This is a genomic window from Duganella sp. S19_KUP01_CR8 (assembly GCF_036688705.1).
In the GTDB taxonomy this organism is placed as follows: Bacteria; Pseudomonadota; Gammaproteobacteria; order Burkholderiales; family Burkholderiaceae_D; genus Rugamonas.
Window position 1 is genome coordinate 43,356 of sequence record NZ_JAQQPR010000035.1, and the last position, 22,599, is coordinate 65,954.

Genomic DNA, 22,599 nt, shown 5'->3' on the forward strand with positions numbered 1-22,599 from the left:
GCTAAACGCGGGGATCGTAGACAAATTGCCGAATCCGGTGGACTGTTATTCGCGTCGCATCGGGATGCGCTGGATTGATCAGGACGTTGTTCTCTTCGTTAATGATCACCGACGGCACGACTAACAGTGCGGTCGCTCCGCGAGCCAGCCAGTCCGATCCGATTGCGCGGGATACCATGCCTTCAGGAATCACGTTCCAGCCGACTGGCAACGGCCCGGGTATTATTTCGCGTGCGGCCCAGATGTCGTCCGCAACGTCGATGCGCACCAAGATGCGATTCCACGGCAGAGCTATGCCTGTCGCAAAGTGAGCCCGCGTTTCCCATGCCGCCAGCGAAATGGATGTGGCAGCGTAAGCGACATGCTCACCAGCCTGATTCCATCGTGCCCCACGGTTGGCAGCGCCTTTCCCGCTCATATCTTCTGCCGCCCACGAGATGGTGTCTGAGGCGATGCGCCATAGACTGACCGTCATGCGGCCAGTCCTCCCCGCATGCGTTCGAGCACCTGTTCTATTGCGCGTTGGCCTTCAGGATTGCGCAACATGTCGGCTGGCGTATTGCCTCTCAACTCAGGAAGTTTCTGATGTACCCAATGCGCAAACCAGGTTTCGAGGTCGAAGTTTTTCACTTGTTCAGGATCGCCGCTCTCATCCAGCATTTTGCGCAGGGTGGCGAGCAGACGCAGGTAGCCCATGATGCGATGGCCGGCTACGTCCGGCAACGGTTTGTTGGCAGCCTCGTTGCGTACGAACGTTGTTTGGGATACCCCAGCCAGCTCCATAATGACCGAGGCAGGTTCGCCGGTCGCCTTGGCGATCAGTTTCACGACCTCCGTTGGGACACCGGCTTCCACGGCGTCAAATAGCTGGATTCCTGAAGCTTCGCGGACGCGCGCAACGAGTGCTCTGAGCTGGCCAAGCGAGGTTTTGCCGGGGCTGGCTATCATATTCCACAGCGCATGCTGCTTGGCTGGGGACACGCGCTTTCTCTGGCGTGACACATTCAGATCGTCCGTAGCAGTCATGGTGTTATCCATTTGGTTAGACTAAGACAACCAAATGGTATGCCAAAATTCCGGGCGATTCAATGGGTAGTTAAATGTCTTAACATCATTTATAGTTTGTTTTTGTATTCCAGAACGTACCTGTCTCTTCAGGACCAGCAGACCTCGATCTCATAGACTCTCCTAATGAATTCATCAAAGCAGCGGCACCCTGTCCAGCGCACATTTTGCGATCTGTCCGAAGAAGAAATAGCCGATGTTGAACGAGCGTCATTGCTGCGGACTCATGTTGGCTGGTCGCGCGCCTATGGTTGGGATACTTTGCTTAAATCACAGCGAGTCTTAATCGTTTCGGAGGCGGGAGCCGGAAAGAGTCACGAATGCCGCGCGCAGCAACAGACGTTATGGCACCGAGATGAGCCAGCTTTCTATTTTGATTTGGCCGAACTCGCAACGAGGAATCTAAGGGATTTATTGTCTGGGCCTGAAGAAGTCCGACTGAATGCATGGTTGGCGGCACAGTCTGATGTTGCCACATTTTTTCTCGATTCAATCGATGAGCTCAAGCTTACCCTCGGTTCATTTGAGACGGCCCTCAAGCAACTCAGTAAGGTTATCTCCGGGCAGCTAGCCCGGGTTCGGATCGTTATTACGTCGCGCCCCATCGCAGTTGATCAGCAACTGATTAGACAGTATCTTCCGGTACCGGATCCCGTGACACTCGCGCCAAGCGGTGACAGCTTTGCGGAGATCGCTATGGGGCGTCGGCCGCGAGGCCACAATCAGCAGCAACAAGGAGCGGTGCCGGCATGGCGCAATGTCACTTTGATGCCATTATCTGACGAGCAAATTTCAGACATTGCTGCACTCGAAAATATTCCCGACGCCAAGGCGCTACTCGCCGATATTCACGCCCGCGACGCTGAGAGCTTTGCTCGTCGTCCTCAGGACCTGATAGAACTGTGCGCAGATTGGCGAGAGCATCGTAGCATTCGTTCCCACCGTGATCAGGTTGTCCAAAATATTCGTGTAAAGCTGAAACCTCGTATAAGCCCCAAGGAAGCGACGGAACTGACGCCGGCGAAGGCGCTCGAGGGCGCTAGTCGGCTTGCGCTTGCCGCTTTGCTGACGCGCAAACTCACCATACGCCTTAGTTTGGAGGCTGATAAAGGCGGCGAGCCAGGGACGGCATTGGACCCCGCTTTGGTTCTGCCTGACTGGAACCAAGCTGAGCGCGAAGTCCTGCTTGAGCGAGCACTGTTCGGCTTTGCAAGCTATGGCCGCGTCAAATTCCACCATCGTTCGGTGGTTGAGTTTTTAGCGGCAGTACGTTTGGATGACCGCTTGCGGCAAGGAATGCCTATCAAGGCGGCGAAGCGCCTGCTGTTCGCCGACACACCGGAAGGCGTGAGGGTTGTCCGGCCTACTTTGATGCCGGTTGCTGCATGGTTGGCGGCGTCACAGCCGAGTATTTTTTCTGAAGTTCGAGAGTATGAGCCAGATGTATTGCTGAATCATGCGGATCCCGGATCACTGACGGATTCGCAACGTGTAGATGCATTAAACGCCTATGTTCGGGTTTACGGTAAGGGCGGCTGGCGCGGCATGAGTGTCCCGCAAGTTCAAGTGCACCGATTCGCCTCGCCTGAATTGGCCGAACACGTCTTGGAATTGTGGCGATCTGGCATTGAGAACGAAGAAGTTCGCGAGTTGCTCCTGGAGCTCGTTGGCGCCGGCCGGATGTCGGCATGTGCGGACATTGCCTATGCAGTATCGACCGATGTCGCGAGCACGCGTGGTGAGCGACGTGAGGCAATCAGCGCACTTGCCGCGCTCGGAGATCCTCGCGTTCAATTGATCGTACAGTCGATTGTGGATGAGCCAGCGCTTTGGCCGGACTTGCTGGTGCGAGATGTCGTTGTTCGCCTATTTCCCCAGCACCTAACGCCAAGCGAACTTTGCACGATCCTGAAAGACCTTCCCGCGCCAGTTGGTCCGATTGGCGACCTTGAGTGGCTCTTGCCTCGCAATATCGCGGAACTCGAATTCGCCCCAGATTACCTCCCTGCGTTGCAGGTTGGCCTGAATACGCTCGTCACCGAAGGTTTGACCTGGAAGGAGAATAATTGGACTCATTTGGTCAGTCCACGTCCACTCATCCTTCCCATGCTAGCCGCAGTTTGTTTGAGATTGATTCGCGGAAGTCAAACGGACGTTGGCGTCCTGCGTTCTGCGATGATCTCTCTCCGCTTGAAGTCTGAAGATTCAGCGACTAACGACTCGTTGACGGATCTGCGCAAGGTACTTGGAGACGTGGCTGCGCCGTTACGCGAAACAATCTTTTGGGCGGATGATGCGTTCTGCGAAGGCTTTTATCCGCAAACAGATCCTTGGAAACGGCTGGTCAGGATCCTGCACGACGGCGCGCTGGACCTGAATGTCGCGCAAGATGCAAGGTGGGTAACGTGCATACTGTCTGATCCAGATCGTCCGCTTCCTGAGCGAATGATGGCGCTTCATCTGCTGATACACCGATTATGGGACCAGGTAGGGAATTCGCATGAGTATGTTAAAGGCCTCGAACAGTATGTCGATGGCAGCCCGGAGTTGATCGAGATAATCGATCAGCATCTGGCCCCCAAGGAACTTGATCCCGAGACGGTAGAACTTGAGGAGCGACTCGCGAAGCAACGCCAGGCCGCTCAGCACACTGAGGCCCAGAATCACGCGGCATGGGTAGCATTCTGGCGTGAGGTCGGCGAACATCCGGATACTGCTTTTAGTTCAGAACGTGAAGATAGTACGGCGTGGAACCTTTGGCGTGCTATGCAACAAACTGGTGATCGAAGCCGGGCCTCGGGTTGGAACCGTCGTTTTATCGAGCAGTATTTTGGGAAAGAGGTAGCCGACCGGCTGCGTGTCGCGATGTGCTCGATTTGGCGCAGAGAGCGACCTACGCTCCGCTATGAAAGACCCGTTGAGCAGCGTGGGGAGTTTCTCAGTCGTTGGCAACTTGGCCTGGCTGCAATTACAGCCGAAGCAGAAGATCCCGCTTGGATCAGTAAGCTTAGCGTGGCAGAGGTTGAGCTGGCGGTACGCTACGCGCCGATTGAATTGAATGGTTTTCCTGCATGGTTGGAATCACTCGCCAAAGAATACCCGGCTGAGGTGGAGCGGACGCTAGGCCCCGATTTATCTGCGGAGCTGGACGAAATTGCTGCTCAAAGTTTCTTTGGATTCCTATTGCAAAACGTAAGTCATTCGCCGGCCGTAGTAATGCAGCTATTTTTACCTCGCCTGCGTTCTTGGCTGGATATGCATATTGGTCAGCGACGAGATGGCGAAGCTGAAGCAGCGTCGCTGGCAAGACTCCAAAGCGTGCTCGATATTCTGATTGAGCACGGTGGTCAGGAAATGCAACAACATGTTTGTTGTCTGGCGAAGGATCAGCTCAAGGTCACTAAAAATTGTCTTTTGACAAAAAATTGGTTGGCTACTCTGATGCGGCTTGACCCCATTGCGGGAACTGACGAGCTGGAACGTGCATTGACCGCCACCGAACCCGTCATGGCCGATCGAGGTATTGATATCTTCGGCAGTATGTTTGGTGATCGCCACGGTAATTTAATGCTTGATCTGCGTTGGACGGAATTTACGCCGACGCTCCTGTTGCGCTTGCTGCGGCTCGCCTATCAGCATGTGCGCCCTGTTGATGATGAAATTCACGAAGGGGCTTACTCCCCTGAAATTCGCGATCATGCTGAGACAGGCCGCAATGTGTTGCTCAATGCGATTCTAGAGACTAAGGGGCGAGAAGCCTGGGCAGTGAAAATCTCAATGTTCGCAGATCCGTTGTTCGCGCATTTTCGTGATCGTCTTGCTCTGCTGGCACGTGAAAAGGCGGCTGAAGAGGTCGATGGCGCAAGCTTTGGCGAATCCGCAGTCGCTGTCTTCGATCAGTACGGCGAGTTGTCTCCGACTACGCGGGACGATATGTTCGCGGTAATGGTGGATCGACTTGACGATCTGGATGATCTTCTTCTTCAAGATGTCTCACCGCGAGCCGCATGGGTTCTTATCAATGACGAGAAGGTAATGCGCCAGCAGATCGCGCTTCAGTTACGAAGTGCATCGAATGAAGTTTATACGGTAGACCAGGAGGCGGTCACCGCAGATGAAAAGGAGACGGACATTCGCTTGCGCGCGATGTCCGGTCAACAAGCCACGATCGAACTCAAGCTTGGTCAAAACGGCTGGAGCGGTCGCGATCTATACGACACCCTCAAGAACCAGCTGGTGAACAAATACATGGCTGCGGACAGCTGCCGTTCGGGCTGCCTTTTGGTGACTGTTCCTGAAGACCGTACTTGGGAGCATCCGGAAAAACCTGGGGAAATGCTCGATATCGCAGGGCTGCGCACCATGCTCAATGCTCAAGCGACCAAAATTATGGAGGAGATGGCGGGGAGTCTACGGCTCGCGATCAAAGTACTCGATCTCAGACCGCGCCTTGCCGCTGAGGCCGCAGGTAAAATCTCAGCCAAAAGGAATCCTAAAGCAACCCCTAAAGCCAAGGCTGCACCCAAAGGCAAACCTGGAGTTAGTGCTAAGCCTGCTGCGAAAGTCAAGTCCGCAATCAAAACCAAATGAAGGTATAACGACTAGTATTCGAGGGCAGCAGGAATCTAGAATTTGGCGAACCTGTACTAACTGGCGCTAGCGTTGTTGACGGACGCGCGCCGGCGCTGCCATGCCAACACCGCCAACCCGGCCCCCAGCATCAAGCTGGTGCCGGGCTCCGGCACGGCGCTGACCGACCAGCGCGGCGTATCGCCTATCAGTCCGGCGCAGGTGTAGGGCGGGGTGGCCTGGCCGGTGATGCTGTCGCAGACGCCGTCCGTGCCGTTGTCGATCACGGCCAGATAGGTGTTGGTGCCTGGCGGGCCGTAAGCGCTGCCGGCATCCAACGATCCGAAGAAACTGGTGAAATCGCTGTTCGCGAAGAACAGCTGGTTCTGGCTGCCATCGAACGAGGCCACCGGCGCGGCTGGATTGAACGGTCCGAAGTAGCCGCCGATCGCGCCTGTCACCGCAATACCGTCCAGGCTGAAATGGATGTCGGCCAGGTCATTGATCAAGTTGCCGCTGGCGTTGCCGCTGAAGCTGCCGGTGACGCTACGGCCATTGTCGAAGGTGTAGGAGAAGTTGTAGCTGGTGGCGGCCAGCGCCAGGCTGGAACCCAGTGCCAGCAGCCCCGCAAACACCATTTTCGGTAAAAGATTCATGACGCGCTCCATGGAACGTTGTCGGCAGAAACGACCGTAAACGTCCATGGTAATCCGACTTAATTGTTTATTTAATATTTATTTTCCTTGTCGTATTTTTGTCTTGAGTGAAACTTACTGACTGTTTCCCCAGGACGATATCAACCCCGGGCGAGCGCCTAGAACTTGGCAAACTTGCTCTCGTCGATCTCCTGGACGTTGCTGGACATGGTGTGGATGTTCTGCGACGGCGCCGGCCGCTTGCCGCCGCGCACCGGCGGCTGGCGGCCCTTGGCGGGCGCCGGCGAACGTCCACTCCCTTCCAGCTTGAAGAAGGCCATCGCCGTTTGCAGCTGCTCGGCCTGGCCGCTCATTTCCTCGGCGGTGGCCGCCAGCTGTTCCGAGCTTGAGGCGTTCTGCTGGGTGGTCTGGCTCAGCTGGCCCACCGCGCTGTTGATCTGGCCCACGCCGGCCGATTGCTCCTCCGACGCGGCGGTGATTTCCTGCACCAGGTCCGACGTCTTGCGGATGTTCGGCACCATCTGGTCGAGCAGACGGCCGGCCTTCTCGGCCAGGTCGACGCTGCTGGTGGCGACCTGTTCGATCTCCTGCGCGGCCAGCTGGCTGCGTTCGGCCAGCTTGCGCACCTCGGCGGCCACCACCGCGAAGCCCTTGCCGTGATCGCCGGCGCGCGCCGCCTCGATGGCCGCGTTCAGCGCCAGCAGATTGGTCTGGTAGGCGATGTCGTCGATGATCTGGATCTTCTTGGCGATCTGCTGCATCGCCGCCACGGTCGAGCGCACCGCGTCGCCGCCTTCGACCGCTTCCTTGGCGGCCTGGCTGGCCATGCCGTCGGTGATGCGGGCGTTCTCGGTGTTGGCCGAGATCGACGCCGTCATCTCTTCGATCGAGGCGCTGGTTTCCTCGGCGCCGGCGGCTTGCTCGCTGGCCGCCTGCGACAGCGTCTGCGCGGTGGCGCTGATTTCCTCGGAGGCGCTGGCCAGGGCCTCGGCGCTGCCGTTGACCTCGGTGACCACCTGGCCCAGCTTGTAGACGGTGTTGTTGCAGAATTCCTTGAGCTCGCCGAAGGAACCCTCGTAGTTCTTCTCGATGCTGGTGCTGAGGTCGCCCTCGGACATGGCGCCCATCACCCGCACCACGTCGTCGATGCTGGTGCCGGTGGTGGTGACCAGGTTGTTCAAGCCTTCGCCCATCTCCTTCTGGAAGCCTTGCAGCCCGGCCAGGTCGACGCGGTCGTTGAAGTTGCCGTGGTTGGCCGCCTCGACCACGCGGCGCTGGCCTTCGATCACTTGCTGGAGTTTGGCGATCATCTGGTTGGCGTAATCCTTCAGTTCGCCGAACGCGCCTTCATAGTGCTTCTCGATGCTCTTCGACAGGTCGCCGGCGGACAGCGCGCCCATCACCCGCACCACGTCGTCGATGCTGGCGCCGGTGGTTTGCATCAGCGCGTTCAGGCCGTCGGCCATGTCCTTCTGGAAGCCCTGCAAATCGGTCGCGCTGATGCGCATGGCGAAATTGCCGCGATTGGCCGCCTCCACCATGCTGCGCTGGCCTTCTATCATTTCGCGCAACTTCACGATCATGTGCTTCATCGCCGCCAGCAGCTGGCCGGTCTCGTCGTTCGACTTGACCTGGATGTCCAGGTTGAGGTCGCCGCGCGCCAGCGTCTCGGCGGCCGTCACCGCCTGGCTGATAGGGCGGGTGATGCTGAGCGTGATGTAGATCCCGGCGGCGATGGTCAACACCACGATCACCGCCAGCGTTTCGATCACCTTGGTCTGGGCGGCGGCGCTGACCTCGCTCATGACCTGGTCGGAGTGCTTGAGGGTGGCCTCGGTCTTCTCTCGCAGGCTGGCGAGGGCGGCGCTGATCGGCTTGTCGGCGCCGGCCACTGCCTTGTCGAGCTCGTTCGGATTGTCGGTCTTGGCGCGCATGGAGACCAGCACCGCCATGTCCTTGCGGTAGGCGGTGGCGCCGTCGCGCAATTGGCTCAGCAGCTTGTCTTCGTCTGGCGTCACGAAACCGGTGGCCTTGTAGTCGTCCATGGTGCGGTCGACATCGGCCATGTCGGCTTCGAACTTCTTGTCGTAGTCGCCGCCGCGCAGGATGTAGTTCTTGAAATGGTGGATGCCGGCGCCCAGGGCGTTGGAGCCGCGGTTGATCGCGCTGCGCTTGGCCAGCGCGTCATCCTTGATGGTCTTCCACTGCTCGTTCATGGCGGAGGTTTCGTGGATGGCGATCCAGCCCAGCGCCACCGACAGCATAGTGAGCAGAAAAAATGCCAATCCTAAACGCGTGCCAACTTTTAAATTGGAAAACATCTACGCCTCCTGGTCGAGTGTGTGTTACCGGCGAGGTTGATACTACTCCCGTTCGACTTGCATTTGATATAGCCCCACGCGGATCTGTGGGAATTGTGTCACGCGACTGGACTGCTATGATGATAGCTCTTTCGCTAATATTTCAAACAGGCGGGAACATGGAATTACTGGACGCATATTGTGCGCGCATCGGCTACACCGGGCCGCGCACTCCCACGCTGGACACGCTGCGCGCCGTGCAGCAGCTGCACCCGGCCACCATTCCTTTCGAGGCCATCGATGTGCTGCTGGACCGGCCGGTGCTGCTGGCGCCGGAGGCGGTGGACGCCAAGCTGCTACAGGCCGGGCGCGGCGGCTACTGCTTCGAGCAGAACAGCCTGTTCCAGCGCGTGCTGTGCGCGCTGGGCTTCCAGGTCGAGCCCCTGATCGCCCAGGTGCAATGGATGGCCGGCCCCGAGGCGCGACAGCGGCCGCGCACCCACATGGTGTTGCGGGTGACTATCGACGGCCAGCCGTGGCTGTGCGACGTCGGCTTCGGCAGTTGCGTGCTGACGGCGCCGATCCGCTTCGATTTGTCTACGCCGCAGTCCACGCCGCACGAGCGCTTCCGCATCACGCCGCAGGGCAACGAGCAATTGCTTGAAGCGCTGCTGGGCGACGACTGGCTGCCGGTCTACCTGGTCTCGCCGGCGCCATGCCGCGCCGGCGATTATGAGATGGCGAACTATTATTCGTCGACCTACCCGCAATCGCTTTTCCGCCACGACCTGATCGTGGCGCGCAGCACGCCCGAGGCGCGCCACGCGCTGCTGCGCAACCGGCTGACGATACGCCGCGCGGACGGCGGCGGCGAGCGCCGTTTCCTGAACGCCGACCAGATCGAGCAGGCGCTGGCCGAGGTGTTCCTGTTGCCGGTGACGCCGGACTGGCGCCCCCTGATCGAGCGCGCGGCGGCCGCGGTGTGGGACGAGTCGGCCGGTTAGCGATCAGATTTCCGGTTTCAGGATGGTGCAGGTGCTGAAACGTTCGCCTTCTTGCAGATCGAAGACGACCGGCAGGAAACGGGAAATGACCTCGGCATTGGTGAGCGCGTGTTGCGACAGGCGGGTGGTGGTGAAGCGTCCTCCTCCGGCAAGCGCCATCGGCAGCATCAGTTGGTCCGCCAGGTGCTCGCCGATTGCCGCACCTGAGGCAATATAGTCACGCACATCCTGTAGCACGTGCTTGGCGACCGTTTCGGCGCGTACCGACTTTTCACCGAAACCTGCAAAGACTTCGGTTGCATGCTCGTGCTCCAACGTAAGCAGCAGGGCATTGCCTGGGCCCTGTTCACCAGGGAGTGTGCGATGTAGCAACTGCGGCTCCTCCCAGCCCATACCGAGCCCGATCACGCCCAGCTCGCGCGTGGCGACGCTGGCTGGTACGCCGGCGATAAAACTTTCCGCAAAGCCGTTGCGGCGCTCGCCACGCTCCATCAGCTCGATGATTTTCAGCTGCGTGCACGGTTCCACCGTTGCCACGACTTCGCCGCCGCCAGCTGGATAGAAGCCAAAGCGTTTTAGGGTGATGTCCACCTTGGCGCCCATCTGCTCCAGCACGCGGCCATAGGCACGTTGCAGGAAGTGCACTGGTGGCGCCATCGAATTATGCGTACCGCCGCTAATTTTCACGGTGGATGCCACCTCCGCATAGAGCAACGCCGGCAGTATCGTTTGCAGCACCAGCGTGCAACTACCTGCCGTGCCGATGGCGAAAGTATAGTCGCCGCCCTTGATGGTGTTCGGAGTGAAGGTCAGCGTTTGCGAACCCGCCTCCGCCTGCGACAGGCTGGCGGCACAGATCTGGGCCGAGGCCTGGACCGCCGCCAGGTGCTGCCGCATCAACCCAGGCTTGGGCCGCTTGGCGCGGATATTGGTCAGGCGGAAGGGTTGACCGGTGATCATGGAAAGCGTCAGCGCGGTCCGCAATATCTGGCCGCCGCCTTCGCCTTGTGCTCCATCCAGTTCTATCATCTTGCCTAACCCTTTACACATACGACTTGTTTCAAAACGTGGACCACATCCACCAGCTCGCGCTGTGCCAGCATGACGGCGTCGATGTCCTTGTAGGCCATCGGGATTTCATCGATCACGTTGGCGTCCTTGCGGCACTCCACGCCTTCGGTCGCTTTGACCTGATCTGCCAGCGTAAAACGACGCTTGGCTTCGGTGCGGCTCATGGTGCGGCCGGCGCCATGGCTACAGCTGTTGAAGCTTTCCGCATTTCCCCGGCCGCGGACAATGAAGCTCTTTGCTCCCATCGAGCCTGGAATGATACCCAGCTCACCTTCGCGGGCGGACACGGCCCCTTTCCGCGTAATCAGCACATCCTTGCCAAAGTGGCGTTCCTGCTGCACATAGTTGTGGTGGCAGTTGACGGCTTCGACGTGCGTTTCGAACGGCTTGGTGATCACGGAGCGCACGGCGGCGATCAGGTTATGCATCATTACCTCGCGGTTGGTACGGGCGAATTTCTGCGCCCAGCCTACCGCTTCGATGTAGTCGTTGTAGTGCTGCGTACCTTCGGCGAGGTAGGCCAGGTCCTGGTCCGGCAGATTGATGAAGTGCGTGCGCATGTCCTTCTTCGCCAGTTCGATGAAGTAGGTACCGATCGCATTGCCGACACCACGCGAGCCTGAGTGCAGCATGAACCACACCGCACCCGCCTCGTCCAGGCAGATCTCGATGAAGTGGTTGCCGCTGCCTAGCGTACCAAGGTGGCGGTAGTTGTTGGTGTTCTTCAGCTTTGGCGTTTTGGCGCAGATGGCGTCGAATTCTTCATGCAGCGTGGCCCAGGCCACATCGACCGGTTGCGGCGGCGTATGCCACGAGCCTTCATCGCGGCCGCGCTTGCCGCGCAACTGCGGCGAAGAGCCGTGCGGCACGGCTTTCTCGATCGCGCTACGCAGCGGGCCCAGGTTGTCGGGCAGGTCGTTGGCGGTCAGCGTGGTCTTGGCGGCCATCATGCCGCAGCCGATATCGACGCCGACGGCGGCCGGGATGATCGCGCCCAGGGTTGGAATTACGCTGCCGATGGTCGAGCCTTTACCGACGTGCACGTCCGGCATCACCGCGATATGCTTGTAGATGAAAGGCATCTTGGCCATGTTGGACAGCTGCTGCTTGGCTTCGGCCTCGACCGGCACGCCGTGGGTCCACATCTTGACGGGAAGGCCGCCTTCGATATTCAGTACTTCGTATTGTTCGTTTTTCATAATGTTTTCCATATTAACTAAACAGAGCCGGTTGCGCGACCAGACTTGAAAGAAATTGCTCTACCAACTGAGCTACGGCTACTTTCGCAGCCGCCCGGATTCGAACCGGGGACACATGTATTTCTTTACGCATTCGCGCACTCGGCATCAATCAATCCCGACCAGGGTTGACAAGACATGCTGGCAAACACGGTGTGCCTGCCAGGCCGGAATCGAACCGGCGTCACCAGATGTAGTCCTGTCTGCATTCGGGGTAAAACTCCAGTGAGCACCTGCCAGACGAGTAGTCGGTGTGACGTAACTTTTACGGAATGTAGTCACACCAGCATTCTTACTGTGCTCAAAACCTGTACTGCTTACACTGAGCGTCCATCCCATGATGGCCTCCTAAATGTCTATCGCTTCGATCTCACCCAGCCAGTGCGCGGCGCCCAACTGCCCGGCCGCGAACGCCGCGATGATCTTGAAGACGTCATCCGAAAATCCGCCGATGTTCAGCACGTCGGCCTGTTCCTTAGCCTGGGTGGTCGCATGCGGCGTTAAATCGATACACACCAGCTTGGCTTGCGGATTGCGCTGTTTGAACATTTGCCACTGCCGCATGGTTTCCGTGCCGCCGTGGCGGTTCGCATCGATCCACGATTCGTTATCCGATACAAGCACCACCAATTCGGCCTTGGTCTTGTTCTTATTCATCCGTGCCAACGGTGCGCTGCAATTGGTGCCGCCGCCGCCGATCGCCGCCAGTTTCTGGGCGTTGGTCATGACGGTGTCGCGGTTGTTCAATACGCACTGCACGACATCGACTGCAAACGGCATCACCTCTGCGTCGGGATTTTTGCGCAGCATCGCCGCCGCCACCAATCCCGCCACGTCGATGCAACGCACGGACGAGGTAGCACCGCTGCGATAACCCGTCACCGGCGAAGACATGGACCCGGAGACGTCGGGGCACACCACCACGCGGCCTTCGATCTGCGGCACATTGGTCAACGCGATTTCCAGCGCGTCCTGCAAGGCGTCGCGGATCAACGTCGGCACATCGTCAGTCGCCGCCTTGTATGCGGACAGCAGCTGATATGGAAACACCTTGGCCTTGGCGATGCTTTCGGCATCGCGCAGCTTGGCGGCGATGGCCTGCACCGCGCCAGGTATGGCGTACACGTCATGCTGGGCAAAGGTGTTCAGGTTCATCCGCACCATATGCCAGCCGCCCTGCGCCGCGATCTGCGCCCAGGCCTGGGGCGACAATTCCAGTGCGGTCAGCATCTGAAACGGCACCTCCGGCAAGGGCTGGCCCCGGTCTCGCTTGTAGGCTTCAAACGCGGCCAGCACTGGCGGCAAGGACTCGAGCTGGTAGGGCTTGCCGATCAACCAGGCGAAGAATGCTGCGCGCCACGGCTCGGACGGTTTTGGGTGCACCATCTTCACCACGTCCGCCAGCGATGGCGAATTACCCACGGCGGCCGATAGCAAAGCCTTCTCGCTGGCGTTGTTCAACCAGGCTTGCACCAGTTTCTTGGGCCGGGTGCCCAGCGATTTGCGACCGGCCGCACCCGAGCGGATGATCTGCACGAAATTGCGCAGCATCTTGCCGTTGTCGATCACGCGCTTGAACACCGGCGCCAGTTCGGCGCGGCCTTGCGCGGCCAGGACCGCGGCCAGCAGCACTGGCATGTCCTTCATGTAGCCGCGTTCGCGGCAGTACACGGCGGTTTGCGCAATGAAGCGCGGGTCCATGTCCAGGCACAGTTCCATCACCGTCGCCAGTTGGGCTTCGGCACTGGCATAGAAGGTCGCGCTCAGGCAGCCGGTGGCGGCGTATTGTGCCAGCCGGTGTTTCGGGGTCAACACATAGGCTGGTGCGCCTTCTGCGTTGACCGCAGTGGCCACCGGCAGGAATTTGTTTTTCAGCGACTGGAACAATTGGACGTTTGCCATTTTCATTTCCTCTTTTATCTGATTTTCTATCCCCACTATTGCAAGCGCTGTGCCAGCTTTTATGTTGTTGTGTAACTCATTGATAATAAAGGATATTTATTAAATATTGATAAATGTTTCAGATGCATGTATCGTTATAAATTATCTTATTAGATAAATATTTATAAAAAATGAGCAAGAAACGCATCGTGGTCATCGGTTTTGTCGGCACTCAGCTCGACAGTGGCAAGGGCGCGGCGCGCTGGGAGCGTTGGCGGCCGAGCGTCGCTATTACGCAGTACCCGGATATCGTCGTCGACCGTTTCGAGTTGCTATACAGCGGCCGCTTCAGCACGCTGGCGGGCGAGGTCGCGGCGGATATCCGCATGGTTTCGCCGGAAACCGAGGTGGTGCTGCGCGATGTACCGATGAACGATCCGTGGGATTTCGAGCAGGTCTACGCTGCATTGTTCGATTTCGCCAGGTCCTACACCTTCGACACCGATAACGAGGAATACTGGGTACATATCACCACCGGCACGCACGTGGTGCAGATCTGCATGTTCCTGATGACGGAGGCGTTTTATTTTCCTGGCCGCCTGCTGCAAACCTCGCCGCCGCGCCGCCATGCTGCCGGCGAACCTGGCGACCATGTGCTGATCGACCTCGATCTGTCCAAATACGACCAGATCGCTCAGCGTTTTTCGCGTGAGCAGGAAGAGGGCGTGGCCTTCCTCAAATCTGGCATTGCCACGCGCAATCAGCGTTTCAATACCATGATCGATGAGATCGAACGGGTCGCCATCAAGTCGAAAGCGCCGATGCTGCTGATGGGGCCAACCGGCGCAGGTAAATCCTTCTTGGCGCGCCGAGTATATGAACTGAAAAAAACGCGCCATCAAATTGACGGTCGTTTTGTCGAGATCAATTGCGCCACGCTGCGTGGCGATGGTGCCGGATCGACGCTGTTCGGCCATACCAAGGGCTCGTTCACCGGCGCTTCGTCGGACCGTCCCGGCTTGCTGCGGGCGGCGCACAAGGGCTTGCTGTTCCTGGACGAGATCGGCGAGTTGGGCCTCGATGAGCAAGCCATGCTGCTTAAGGCAGTGGAGGAAAAGCGCTTCCTTCCGGTAGGCGGGGACAATGAGGTGCAGAGCGATTTCCAGCTGATCGCAGGCACCAACCGCGACCTCGCGCAGGAGGTGATAGCGGGGCGTTTTCGTGAAGATCTGTTCGCCCGCATAAATTTGTGGACTTACGAGTTGCCAGGTCTGGTGGACCGGCCAGAGGACATCGAACCGAATATCGATTTCATGCTGGCGGACGTGGGTTCGGAACTCGGCCAGACAGCCCGCTTCAACAAGGAGGCCCGCGAGCGCTACGCGCGCTTCGCCGCATCCCCCGATGCGCTATGGGTGGGCAACTTCCGCGACCTTTCGGCATCGGTCACACGCATGGCGACGCTGGCCGAAGCAGGTCGTATCGACGACGCTGTGGTTAGCGGGGAGATCGCCCGGCTGCAACGCTTGTGGCGGCACCAGACACAGGCTGCCGACACATCGGATGTCGAACTGGAGCAGGTAATGCCGGCCGACGCGGTGGCGGAACTCGATCTGTTCGACGCCATGCAATTGCGCGCTGTCATCAAAGTCTGCCGCGCTTCCAAATCGATGTCGGATGCGGGCAGAAAATTGTATGCCGTATCGCGCAGCGCCAAAGTCAAACCCAATGACGCCGACCGGCTGAAGAAATACCTGGCGCGTTTCCAGCTGGATTGGGACAGTGTCTCCCTGGCGGAGTAGGGCGGCAGGCCACGCCCATAGTGGGGCGCAAAAAAAGTTTTCATCGACGCAACACTTATTGCGGCGGCCGGGGCGGCTTTTGCTAGAATGGGTCTCGGATTGTTGCGGTCGGCTCCCATGTTATGAATCGTTTATACGCATTCTTGCTGTTGCTGTGCCTTGCTACAGGCTCCGCCTGCGCCGGCACGGTGCAAGTCTGCGCCGACCAGGCGGAAATGCCGCCGTTCGTGTTCGCCGAGCGTGCCAACGGCCAGCGCGGCGGCCATGTGGTGGGGGCCAGCGTCGACCTGCTCAACCTGATCGGCGCGCGCTACGGCTGGACCGTCAGCGTGCAGCTGCTGCCCTGGGCGCGCTGCCTGGCGCTGGTGGCCGACCATCGGGTCGATATCGCGCTCAACGTCGGCCAGGCCGATACCGCTGGCAACCTGGTGCTGAGCGACGCCTACTTCACCATGCACAATGTGTATTTCTACTCCCGGCGGGCGCGGCCGCAAGGGCTCAAGCTGCAACAGCTGAGCGACGTGCGCCACTACCATCTGTGCGGCCTGGGCGGCTACCGCTTCGAGGTCTACGGCATACCCACCAACACGGTCGATCGCGGCGCCACCATTGGCTACGAACAACTGGTCGGCAAGCTGCACCTGGGCCGTTGCGATCTGTTCATCGACAGTCGCGAGACCATGGCCGGCCAGTACCTGATTAACCCCAAGCTGCGCAGCTTGCTGGTGGACGGCACGCTGGTGAGCCAGCCGCTGCCGGATTCGCCGCTGCGACCCTTGTATTTCGGCGTGGCGGCCAGCGGCGCCGACGCGGCCAAGCTGTTGCAGTCCCTGAACGAAGGCCTGGCGCGGCTGGCCAAGACCAAAGAACTCGACAAGCTGCTGGTCCACTACATGGAACAATAACCCCACCTGCCTGGAGCCTGGATGCCTGCCATCTCCCACCTGATTTCGGCCACGACCGCGGTGCTGCTGAGCTTGACTTTGGCTTTACCTTTGCCCGCGCGCGCGGGAGAGTCCGCGGCCGATCCGGTGCGGCCGTGGCTGTCGGTCAACGGCTTTGGCACGGTCGGCCTGGCGCACTCGGACGAGCACGGCGCCGACTATGTGTTCGACAACCTGCAACCCAACGGCACCGGCCGCAACCGCCAGTGGACCGGCGATGTCGATAGCCGGCTGGGCCTGCAACTGACGGCCAACTTCACGCCGCAGCTGTCCGGCGTGGTGCAGGTGGTGTCCGAGTACCGATGGAACGATACCTATCGGCCCTTGCTGACGTGGGCCAATCTGAAGTACGCGTTTTCGCCGGACCTCAGCGTGCGCGTGGGCCGGATCGGGCTGGCTAGTTTCCTGGCGTCGGATTCGCGCCGGGTCGGCTACAGCAATATCACGGCGCGTCCGCCGATCGAGGTCTACCGCCTGCTGGCGCTGAAGGAAAGCGACGGCGTGGACGCCTCGTACCGCATCCATGCCGGCGCCATCAGCAACACCACCAGCATCCTGTACGGCAAGCGCACCGTCACCAACACGCGCGGCATCGACGTCCATTCCACCGCCGTGATGGGCGTGTTCGACACCCTGGAGCGGGGACCGCTGACCTTGCACGCCGCCTACCAGGAACGCAACGTCGACAACCAGAACCCGCCGCGCGGGCGCTTCACGTCGCTGGGCGCGTCGTGGGACCCGGGCGAGTGGTTCGTCGCCAGCGAATGGGTGCGGGTCACCAACTATGACGGCAAGCGCGTCAAGGCCATCCGCGAAGCCTGGTATGTGAACGGCGGCATGCGCTTCGGCACGCTGACACCCTACGTCACCGTGTCCGAACTGCGGCCGCTGACCGACACCGGCAACATCCCGGTGGCGCAGCACACCTATGCGGCCGGCCTGCGCTGGGACGTGGCGCGCAACCTCGACCTCAAAGTGCAATGGGACCAGCTGCACCTGGGCGCCAACTCCTACGGCACCTTGCAGAGCGTGGTGGCCGGCACGCCGCGCGGCGGCCGCGTGAACGTGGTCAGCCTGCTGGCCGATTTCCTTTACTGACGGGAGGGCCGGTCATGCGCATGTCTCTCCCCCATTGCCTGCTGGCCGCGCTGTTGTTGGCCGGCAGTTGCAGCCGCGCCGAGGTGGTGGTGATCGTCTCGGCCCGCAATGCCGTCAAGGCGCTCAGCGGCGAGCAGGCGGCCGACCTGTTCCTCGGCAAGGCGGTCGACTTCCCCAACGGCCAGCACGCGGTGCCGATCGACCAGACCGAAGGCTCGCCGGTGCGCGATGTGTTCTACCTGAAGAGCAGCGGCAAGGCGCCGGCGCAGATGAAGGCCTACTGGGCCCACATGCTGTTCACCGGACGCGGGCAGCCGCCGGTGGAGTCGGGCGACAGCGCCGCCATCAAGCGCCTGGTGGCCGACAACCCCAACCTGGTCGGCTATATCGACCGCAGCGCGCTGGATTCCAGCGTGCGTGCGGTGCTGTCCATCCACTAGTCCGCGCGGAGGTCGGCCGTATCGACCAGGCAGGCCTCGCGCACGCGCTGCACCGTGGCCGGCGACTCCATCTGGAACCATTCGTGGTGGCCGCGGTCCTTGCGCGCCGCCAGCACGGCGCGCTTGATGGCGAAGAAGGCCGCCACCGCCAGCGTCATCGGCGGTTCGCCCATTTCCTTGGCCGACAGGATATCGCCCTGGTCCGGCGGCGCGTTCGGCGCCAGCTCGCGCGGGAACATCATGATGTTCATCACTAGCGGGATTGATTGCGCTGCCGGCGGTTTGTACTCCCAGGTGTTGGTGGTGTACAGCGCGCCCGGCGCAGGCCGCGTGGCGCTGGGCTCGGTGCTGGAATCGGCCGGCTGGTAGCTCAGGTCCTCGCTGGTCACATAGCCCAGGCCCTGCACGAAGCCGCCTTCCACCTGTCCGACGTCGATCGCCGGATTGAGGCACTTGCCGCCGTCGTACACCACGTCCGCGCGCAGGATGGTGGTTTCGCCGGTCAGCACGTCGAGCTCGACCTCGATGCAGGCCGCGCTGTAGGTGTAGCCGGTGAAGTAGTCGACTTCCTCCTTGGCCGGCTTGCCGTCCACCTTCTTGAATTCCAGGTTGCCGTCGGGGTGGGTGCCGCCGTCGATCGCCACCCGCGCCTGCGCCGACAGGTTGAGCCGTTCGTTGAAGGCGTTGCCGACGATGACGGCCCACATCGACATCGTCCTGCCGTTGTGGACCACCTCGGTGCGCCAGCCGTCCTTGTAGTCCCAGAAGTTGATCTGGTTGGCGACGCACCACTCGCTGCCGTTGGCGGTCAGCAGGCCCAGGCAATAGGCCTCCAGCCGGCCGCGCAGTTCGCCGCAGGCCTGCTGCGCCGCCAGGCCGTTGAACGAGGTGCCGGTGGAGGCGCCGGTGCTCTCCGGATTGGGCACCACGGCGGTGTCGTTTTCCGCCACCCGTATCATGCCGATCGGGACGTTGAGCGCATACGCCACCACCTGCGCCATCTTGGTGTTGAGGCCCTGGCCCATCTCGATGCCGCCGTGCCGCACCAGCACCGTGCCGTCCTGCGAATACACCTCGATCAAGGCGCCGCCCTGTTCCAGCAGCGCCAGGTTGAAGCCCGAGCCGTACTTTACCGGCAGCACCGAGATGCCGCGCTTGCGCCAGCGGTTGGCGGCGTTGAACTGCTCCACCGCCGCCGCGCGCCTGGTGAAGTCGGCCTTGTCCAGCGTGTATTCCCACACCTCGCGCATGTAGCACGATTCCAGCGGCTCGGCATACGGTGTGACCTGGCCCTGCACGTACAGGTTGCGCGCGCGCACCTGCTCCGGCGTCAGGCCGACGCTGTGGGCGGCCGCCTCGATCGCGTCCTCGACGATGATGGCGCCCTGGATCATGCCCACCGTGCGCATCGAGGTGTTGGTGGTCTTGTCGGTGCGGCAGACGTCGGTGGTGCAGGACCAGTTCGGAATGAAATAGGCCGAGTCGCTGCGCAGCGACATGCAGTCGCTGATGACGAAGCTGCAATCGTAGGTGCGGCCGCCGTCCAGCCAGTAGTCGGCCTGGAAGCCGAACAGCTTGCCGTGCGTGAGCGGGTTGCTGGCGTCGCCGATGGCGATGTTGTAGTTGCCCAGCGCCGGGTGGCGGTGGCCGAACATGGCGGTGTCGACCTGGCGCAGCGCGGCCATGCGCAGCGGCCGGTTCAGCTTCCATGCGCCGACCGCGGCGATGGTGCTGGCGAAGGCCGACTGCCCGCACTTGCCGCCGTAGCCGCCGCCGATGCGGCGCACCCGCACGTCGACCTTGTTGACCGGCAGTTGCAGCACGCTGGCGACGGCGCCCTGGATCACGTTGGCGTCCTGGGTCGAGGAGTAGACCCGCACCTGGCGGTCTTCCACCGGCTCGACGTAGCTCGACTGCGTCTCCATGTAGAAGTGGATCTGGCTGCCCACCTTCTGCTGGCTGGCGGTGCGGGTGCAGCTGACGGCGCCGTAGATGTCGCTGGCGATGGACACCTTGTAGTCGACCACCGGCCGCTTCAGGTCCGGCTGCTCGGGCGTGCGCGGCGCCACCCAGTCCAGGCTGGTGCCGGCGCGGGTGATCTTCCAGATGTGCGAGTACCACGGCGCGCCCGCCGGCTGGTCCAGGTAGACCAGCTTGTTGCGCGCGGCGTCGTTGTCCGGCAGATCGATCTGCGGGCGTTCGGCGCTGAACTGGCAAAAGTGCTGTTGCAGATAGAACGCCGCTTCCTGCGCCAGCTGTTCATTGCGCGCCACCACCATGCCGATGCACTGGCCGTAGCCGGTCAGGATCAGCGGCGCGCGCGGGTCGTAGCCCTTGGGCAGCGCGCCGTCCGGACAGGCGCTGACCGCCACGCTGATGGCGAAGATGGGATCGTCGTGCGCCATGCCGTCGACCACCGCGCCGGGCACGTCGATGGCCGTGATGTAGTCCTTCACGCCCGGATAGACCGCCTGCAGCGCCGCCAGCACCTCGGCCGGCGAGGCCGGACCTGCAACGCCGGGCACCTGGTAGATGCAGCTGCCCAGCGCGACCTGGCTTTGCACCGGCGCGCCGTTCATGCCGGTCGGCGGCATCGGGATGTCGTGGATGTACTGGGCCTCGCCGGTGGCTTGCAGCATGGCTTCGATTTTGACGTAGGGCACATGTACCGGGAACTGGTCGGTGTAGGTGACGTAGGCTTGCGTGCCGGTCGACACCGGCCGCTCGCCGCGTTCACCGGCCGAGCGCAGCGCCGGCGGCACCGGCAGGCCGCGCCATTCGCAGACGGCGATGAAGAATTTGTACAGATACGATGCGGCTAGCTGGCGCTTGTAGGTGGAGCTGTAGCCTTCGTCGGGCAGCTGCGCGTAGTGGGCGGCGTAGCGGTCGGTCAGCGCGTCGAGCTCCTGGCGCAGCACCGGCATCGCCTTGGCCAGCGTGGCGGCGTCCCAGTGCTGGCCGCGCAGCGCCTGCTCGGTCTGGGGCATGCGGGTGGCGGTCGGCGACATGCCGCCGAACACCAGCGTGATGTCGGTCACGCGTTGCTGCGCGTCGAGCTGGACCCGCATGCCGCTGTTGACGATGGAGTGGGCGTTGACCTCGCGCTGCGCGGTCTTGTAGGTTTGCGCGTACTCGTCGGCGCCGGTCAGGCGCAGCTGGTAGGACAGCAGCACGCAGCCGTCGGCGTGCTGGCGCCAGTAGGCGGGCAGGTCCAGCAGCGCCAGGGTTTTCGGTTCGGCCTGGTCGGGCGCTGCCACCGTCACCGTTGCGCCCAGCGCGGCCAGCGCCGTGTACAGGTCGGAAGGGAAGGGCACGCCCTGCTCGGCGTGCGTGACCACCAGCATGGTGTTGCCGGCCAGGGTGGCGGCGTTGCGGACGATGCTGCCGGCGGTGCGGCCGGCCATGTAGGCCAGCGCTTGCAGGCCGGCGTTGGGCGCCTGCTCGTTGGCGGCGTCGAGGAAGTCCAGCAACCTGGCGTACGGCAGGCCGCCGCCCAGGCGCAGCTGGCCGTCCGCCAGGCTCAGCGCATGCAGTTCCGGCACGTGCGAGATGTCGATGAACACGTGCGGATTTTCCACCGTGCGCGGGTAGATGCCGATCGAGGTGTTACCGCCGACCAGGCGCAGGTCGGCGCGGTCGTGGAAGTCGCGCATCAGGCCGACGGCGCTGGACACCGTCAGCGGGCGGAACCAGTGATAGCCGTTGGCCGAGTAGTGCACCGGGCGCGGCGGCTTGCGCAGCTCGGCGGGGAAGGCGATCTCCACCGGCGCGGTATTGGCCACCTTCTCGGCCGGATCGACCTCGCACGTCATGCAGCCGGCCTCGTCGACCTTGGGATTCCAGTCGGAGGCGAAGGTTTTCTTGAAGCCGTACAGGATGGGACGGTAACCGGTGCAACGGCAGATGTTGCCATCGAACATGGCCTCGATCTCCTGCTTGGTGCCGGGCTTGGGACCAAGCTGGGCCACGGCGGCCGTCATGTTCATTACCCAGCCTGGCGTGCAGTAGCCGCACTGGGTGCCGTTGTTGCAGGCCAGTCCGTCCTGCACGATGCTGACGCAGCCGGACTTGACGCTGCCCGTGCCTTCCACCGTGGTTACCAGCATGCCGTCCAGCGAGGCCACCGGCCGCAGGCAGGAGTTCACCGAGCGGTGTTCGACCTGCTGGCTGTCTTCGTTCCAGCTCGACAGCATGACGGTGCAGGCGCCGCAGCCGCCTTGCTTGCAGCCTATCTTGGTGCCGGTCAGGCCGACTTCCGGCGAGCGCAGATAGTCGGCCAGCAGCACGGTCGGATCGACCGTGGGCAGCTGGACCCGCTCGCCGTTGAGATAGAACACCAGGTCGGACATTTGCTCGGAAGTGGACATGTAGGGCTCCTGTGGCATCGATGGATGGTTCAGCGTGGCTAATTCGAGACAGCGAAAAATCGCCGATGGCGAAGGGGCAGATTACTGGTTTCGCGATGGGCGGCCAACTTAATTTTGCGCACTTTTTGCACGCAGAAAACTCACCAATTATTACCGCCCGCGCT

14 protein-coding genes are annotated in these 22,599 nt (G+C 61.3%); 6 read left to right on the forward strand and 8 right to left on the reverse strand.

Going from position 1 to position 22,599, the window contains the following annotated elements; all coding sequences use genetic code 11:
* Window position 1: 1 nt before the first annotated feature.
* Both V6M89_RS26750 and V6M89_RS26755 read right to left on the reverse strand, forming a co-directional pair.
* Entirely contained in the window at window positions 2-475 is a 474-nt protein-coding gene (locus tag V6M89_RS26750) for an RES family NAD+ phosphorylase (RefSeq protein ID WP_332856058.1), read from the reverse strand.
* The gene (locus V6M89_RS26755; protein ID WP_332856059.1) at window positions 472-1,026 is read right to left on the reverse strand and encodes an antitoxin Xre/MbcA/ParS toxin-binding domain-containing protein; all 555 of its coding nucleotides are present in this window, start codon (window positions 1,024-1,026) and stop codon (window positions 472-474) included. The genes V6M89_RS26750 and V6M89_RS26755 overlap by 4 nt, the downstream gene beginning before the upstream one ends.
* A gap of 165 nt (window positions 1,027-1,191) precedes the next feature.
* Between V6M89_RS26755 and V6M89_RS26760 the strand changes: the two genes are divergently transcribed.
* Window positions 1,192-5,655 carry an ATP-binding protein gene (locus V6M89_RS26760; RefSeq protein ID WP_332856060.1) on the forward strand — a complete coding sequence of 1,488 codons (4,464 nt, stop codon included), beginning with the start codon at window positions 1,192-1,194 and terminating at the stop codon, window positions 5,653-5,655.
* A 56-nt stretch (window positions 5,656-5,711) separates the two neighbouring features.
* Here V6M89_RS26760 and V6M89_RS26765 read toward each other — a convergent pair whose 3' ends face one another.
* Together V6M89_RS26765 and V6M89_RS26770 are read right to left on the reverse strand one after the other, a co-directional pair.
* On the reverse strand, window positions 5,712-6,290 hold the full coding sequence (locus V6M89_RS26765; protein ID WP_332856061.1) for a PEP-CTERM sorting domain-containing protein: 579 nt from the start codon (window positions 6,288-6,290) through the stop codon (window positions 5,712-5,714).
* Between the two features lie 158 nt (window positions 6,291-6,448).
* The gene (locus tag V6M89_RS26770) at window positions 6,449-8,611 is read right to left on the reverse strand and encodes a HAMP domain-containing methyl-accepting chemotaxis protein (RefSeq protein WP_332856062.1); all 2,163 of its coding nucleotides are present in this window, start codon (window positions 8,609-8,611) and stop codon (window positions 6,449-6,451) included.
* 158 nt (window positions 8,612-8,769) lie between these two features.
* Here V6M89_RS26770 and V6M89_RS26775 point away from each other — a divergent pair, with 158 nt between their 5' ends.
* Complete coding sequence (locus V6M89_RS26775) at window positions 8,770-9,594, forward strand: arylamine N-acetyltransferase family protein (protein WP_332856063.1); 825 nt, start codon at window positions 8,770-8,772, stop codon at window positions 9,592-9,594.
* Window positions 9,595-9,597: 3 nt separating this feature from the next.
* Here the strand turns inward: V6M89_RS26775 and rtcA are convergent, their stop codons facing one another.
* The 3 genes from rtcA to V6M89_RS26790 all read right to left on the reverse strand — a co-directional run bounded on the left by rtcA (window position 9,598) and on the right by V6M89_RS26790 (window position 13,805).
* On the reverse strand, window positions 9,598-10,623 hold the full coding sequence (gene rtcA, locus V6M89_RS26780; RefSeq protein WP_332856064.1) for an RNA 3'-terminal phosphate cyclase: 1,026 nt from the start codon (window positions 10,621-10,623) through the stop codon (window positions 9,598-9,600).
* Between the two features lie 5 nt (window positions 10,624-10,628).
* Window positions 10,629-11,864 carry an RtcB family protein gene (locus tag V6M89_RS26785; RefSeq protein WP_332856065.1) on the reverse strand — a complete coding sequence of 412 codons (1,236 nt, stop codon included), beginning with the start codon at window positions 11,862-11,864 and terminating at the stop codon, window positions 10,629-10,631.
* 387 nt (window positions 11,865-12,251) lie between these two features.
* Window positions 12,252-13,805, reverse strand: a complete 1,554-nt coding sequence (locus V6M89_RS26790) for a vWA domain-containing protein (RefSeq protein ID WP_332856066.1) — start codon at window positions 13,803-13,805, stop codon at window positions 12,252-12,254.
* A 170-nt stretch (window positions 13,806-13,975) separates the two neighbouring features.
* Here V6M89_RS26790 and rtcR point away from each other — a divergent pair, with 170 nt between their 5' ends.
* The 4 genes from rtcR (at window position 13,976) to V6M89_RS26810 (ending at window position 18,068) form a co-directional block, all read left to right on the forward strand.
* Window positions 13,976-15,586 carry an RNA repair transcriptional activator RtcR gene (gene rtcR / locus V6M89_RS26795; protein WP_332856067.1) on the forward strand — a complete coding sequence of 537 codons (1,611 nt, stop codon included), beginning with the start codon at window positions 13,976-13,978 and terminating at the stop codon, window positions 15,584-15,586.
* A gap of 122 nt (window positions 15,587-15,708) precedes the next feature.
* Window positions 15,709-16,491 (forward strand): substrate-binding periplasmic protein, encoded by a 783-nt coding sequence (locus V6M89_RS26800; protein ID WP_332856068.1) that lies wholly within the window; start codon window positions 15,709-15,711, stop codon window positions 16,489-16,491.
* Window positions 16,492-16,512: 21 nt separating this feature from the next.
* Window positions 16,513-17,628 carry a hypothetical protein gene (locus V6M89_RS26805; RefSeq protein WP_332856069.1) on the forward strand — a complete coding sequence of 372 codons (1,116 nt, stop codon included), beginning with the start codon at window positions 16,513-16,515 and terminating at the stop codon, window positions 17,626-17,628.
* 14 nt (window positions 17,629-17,642) lie between these two features.
* Complete coding sequence (locus V6M89_RS26810; protein WP_332856070.1) at window positions 17,643-18,068, forward strand: phosphate ABC transporter substrate-binding protein; 426 nt, start codon at window positions 17,643-17,645, stop codon at window positions 18,066-18,068.
* Here the strand turns inward: V6M89_RS26810 and V6M89_RS26815 are convergent.
* Window positions 18,065-22,435: a molybdopterin cofactor-binding domain-containing protein gene (locus V6M89_RS26815; protein ID WP_332856071.1), complete on the reverse strand. Its 4,371-nt coding sequence runs from the start codon at window positions 22,433-22,435 to the stop codon at window positions 18,065-18,067. The genes V6M89_RS26810 and V6M89_RS26815 overlap by 4 nt on opposite strands.
* Between the last annotated feature and the right edge of the window lie 164 nt (window positions 22,436-22,599).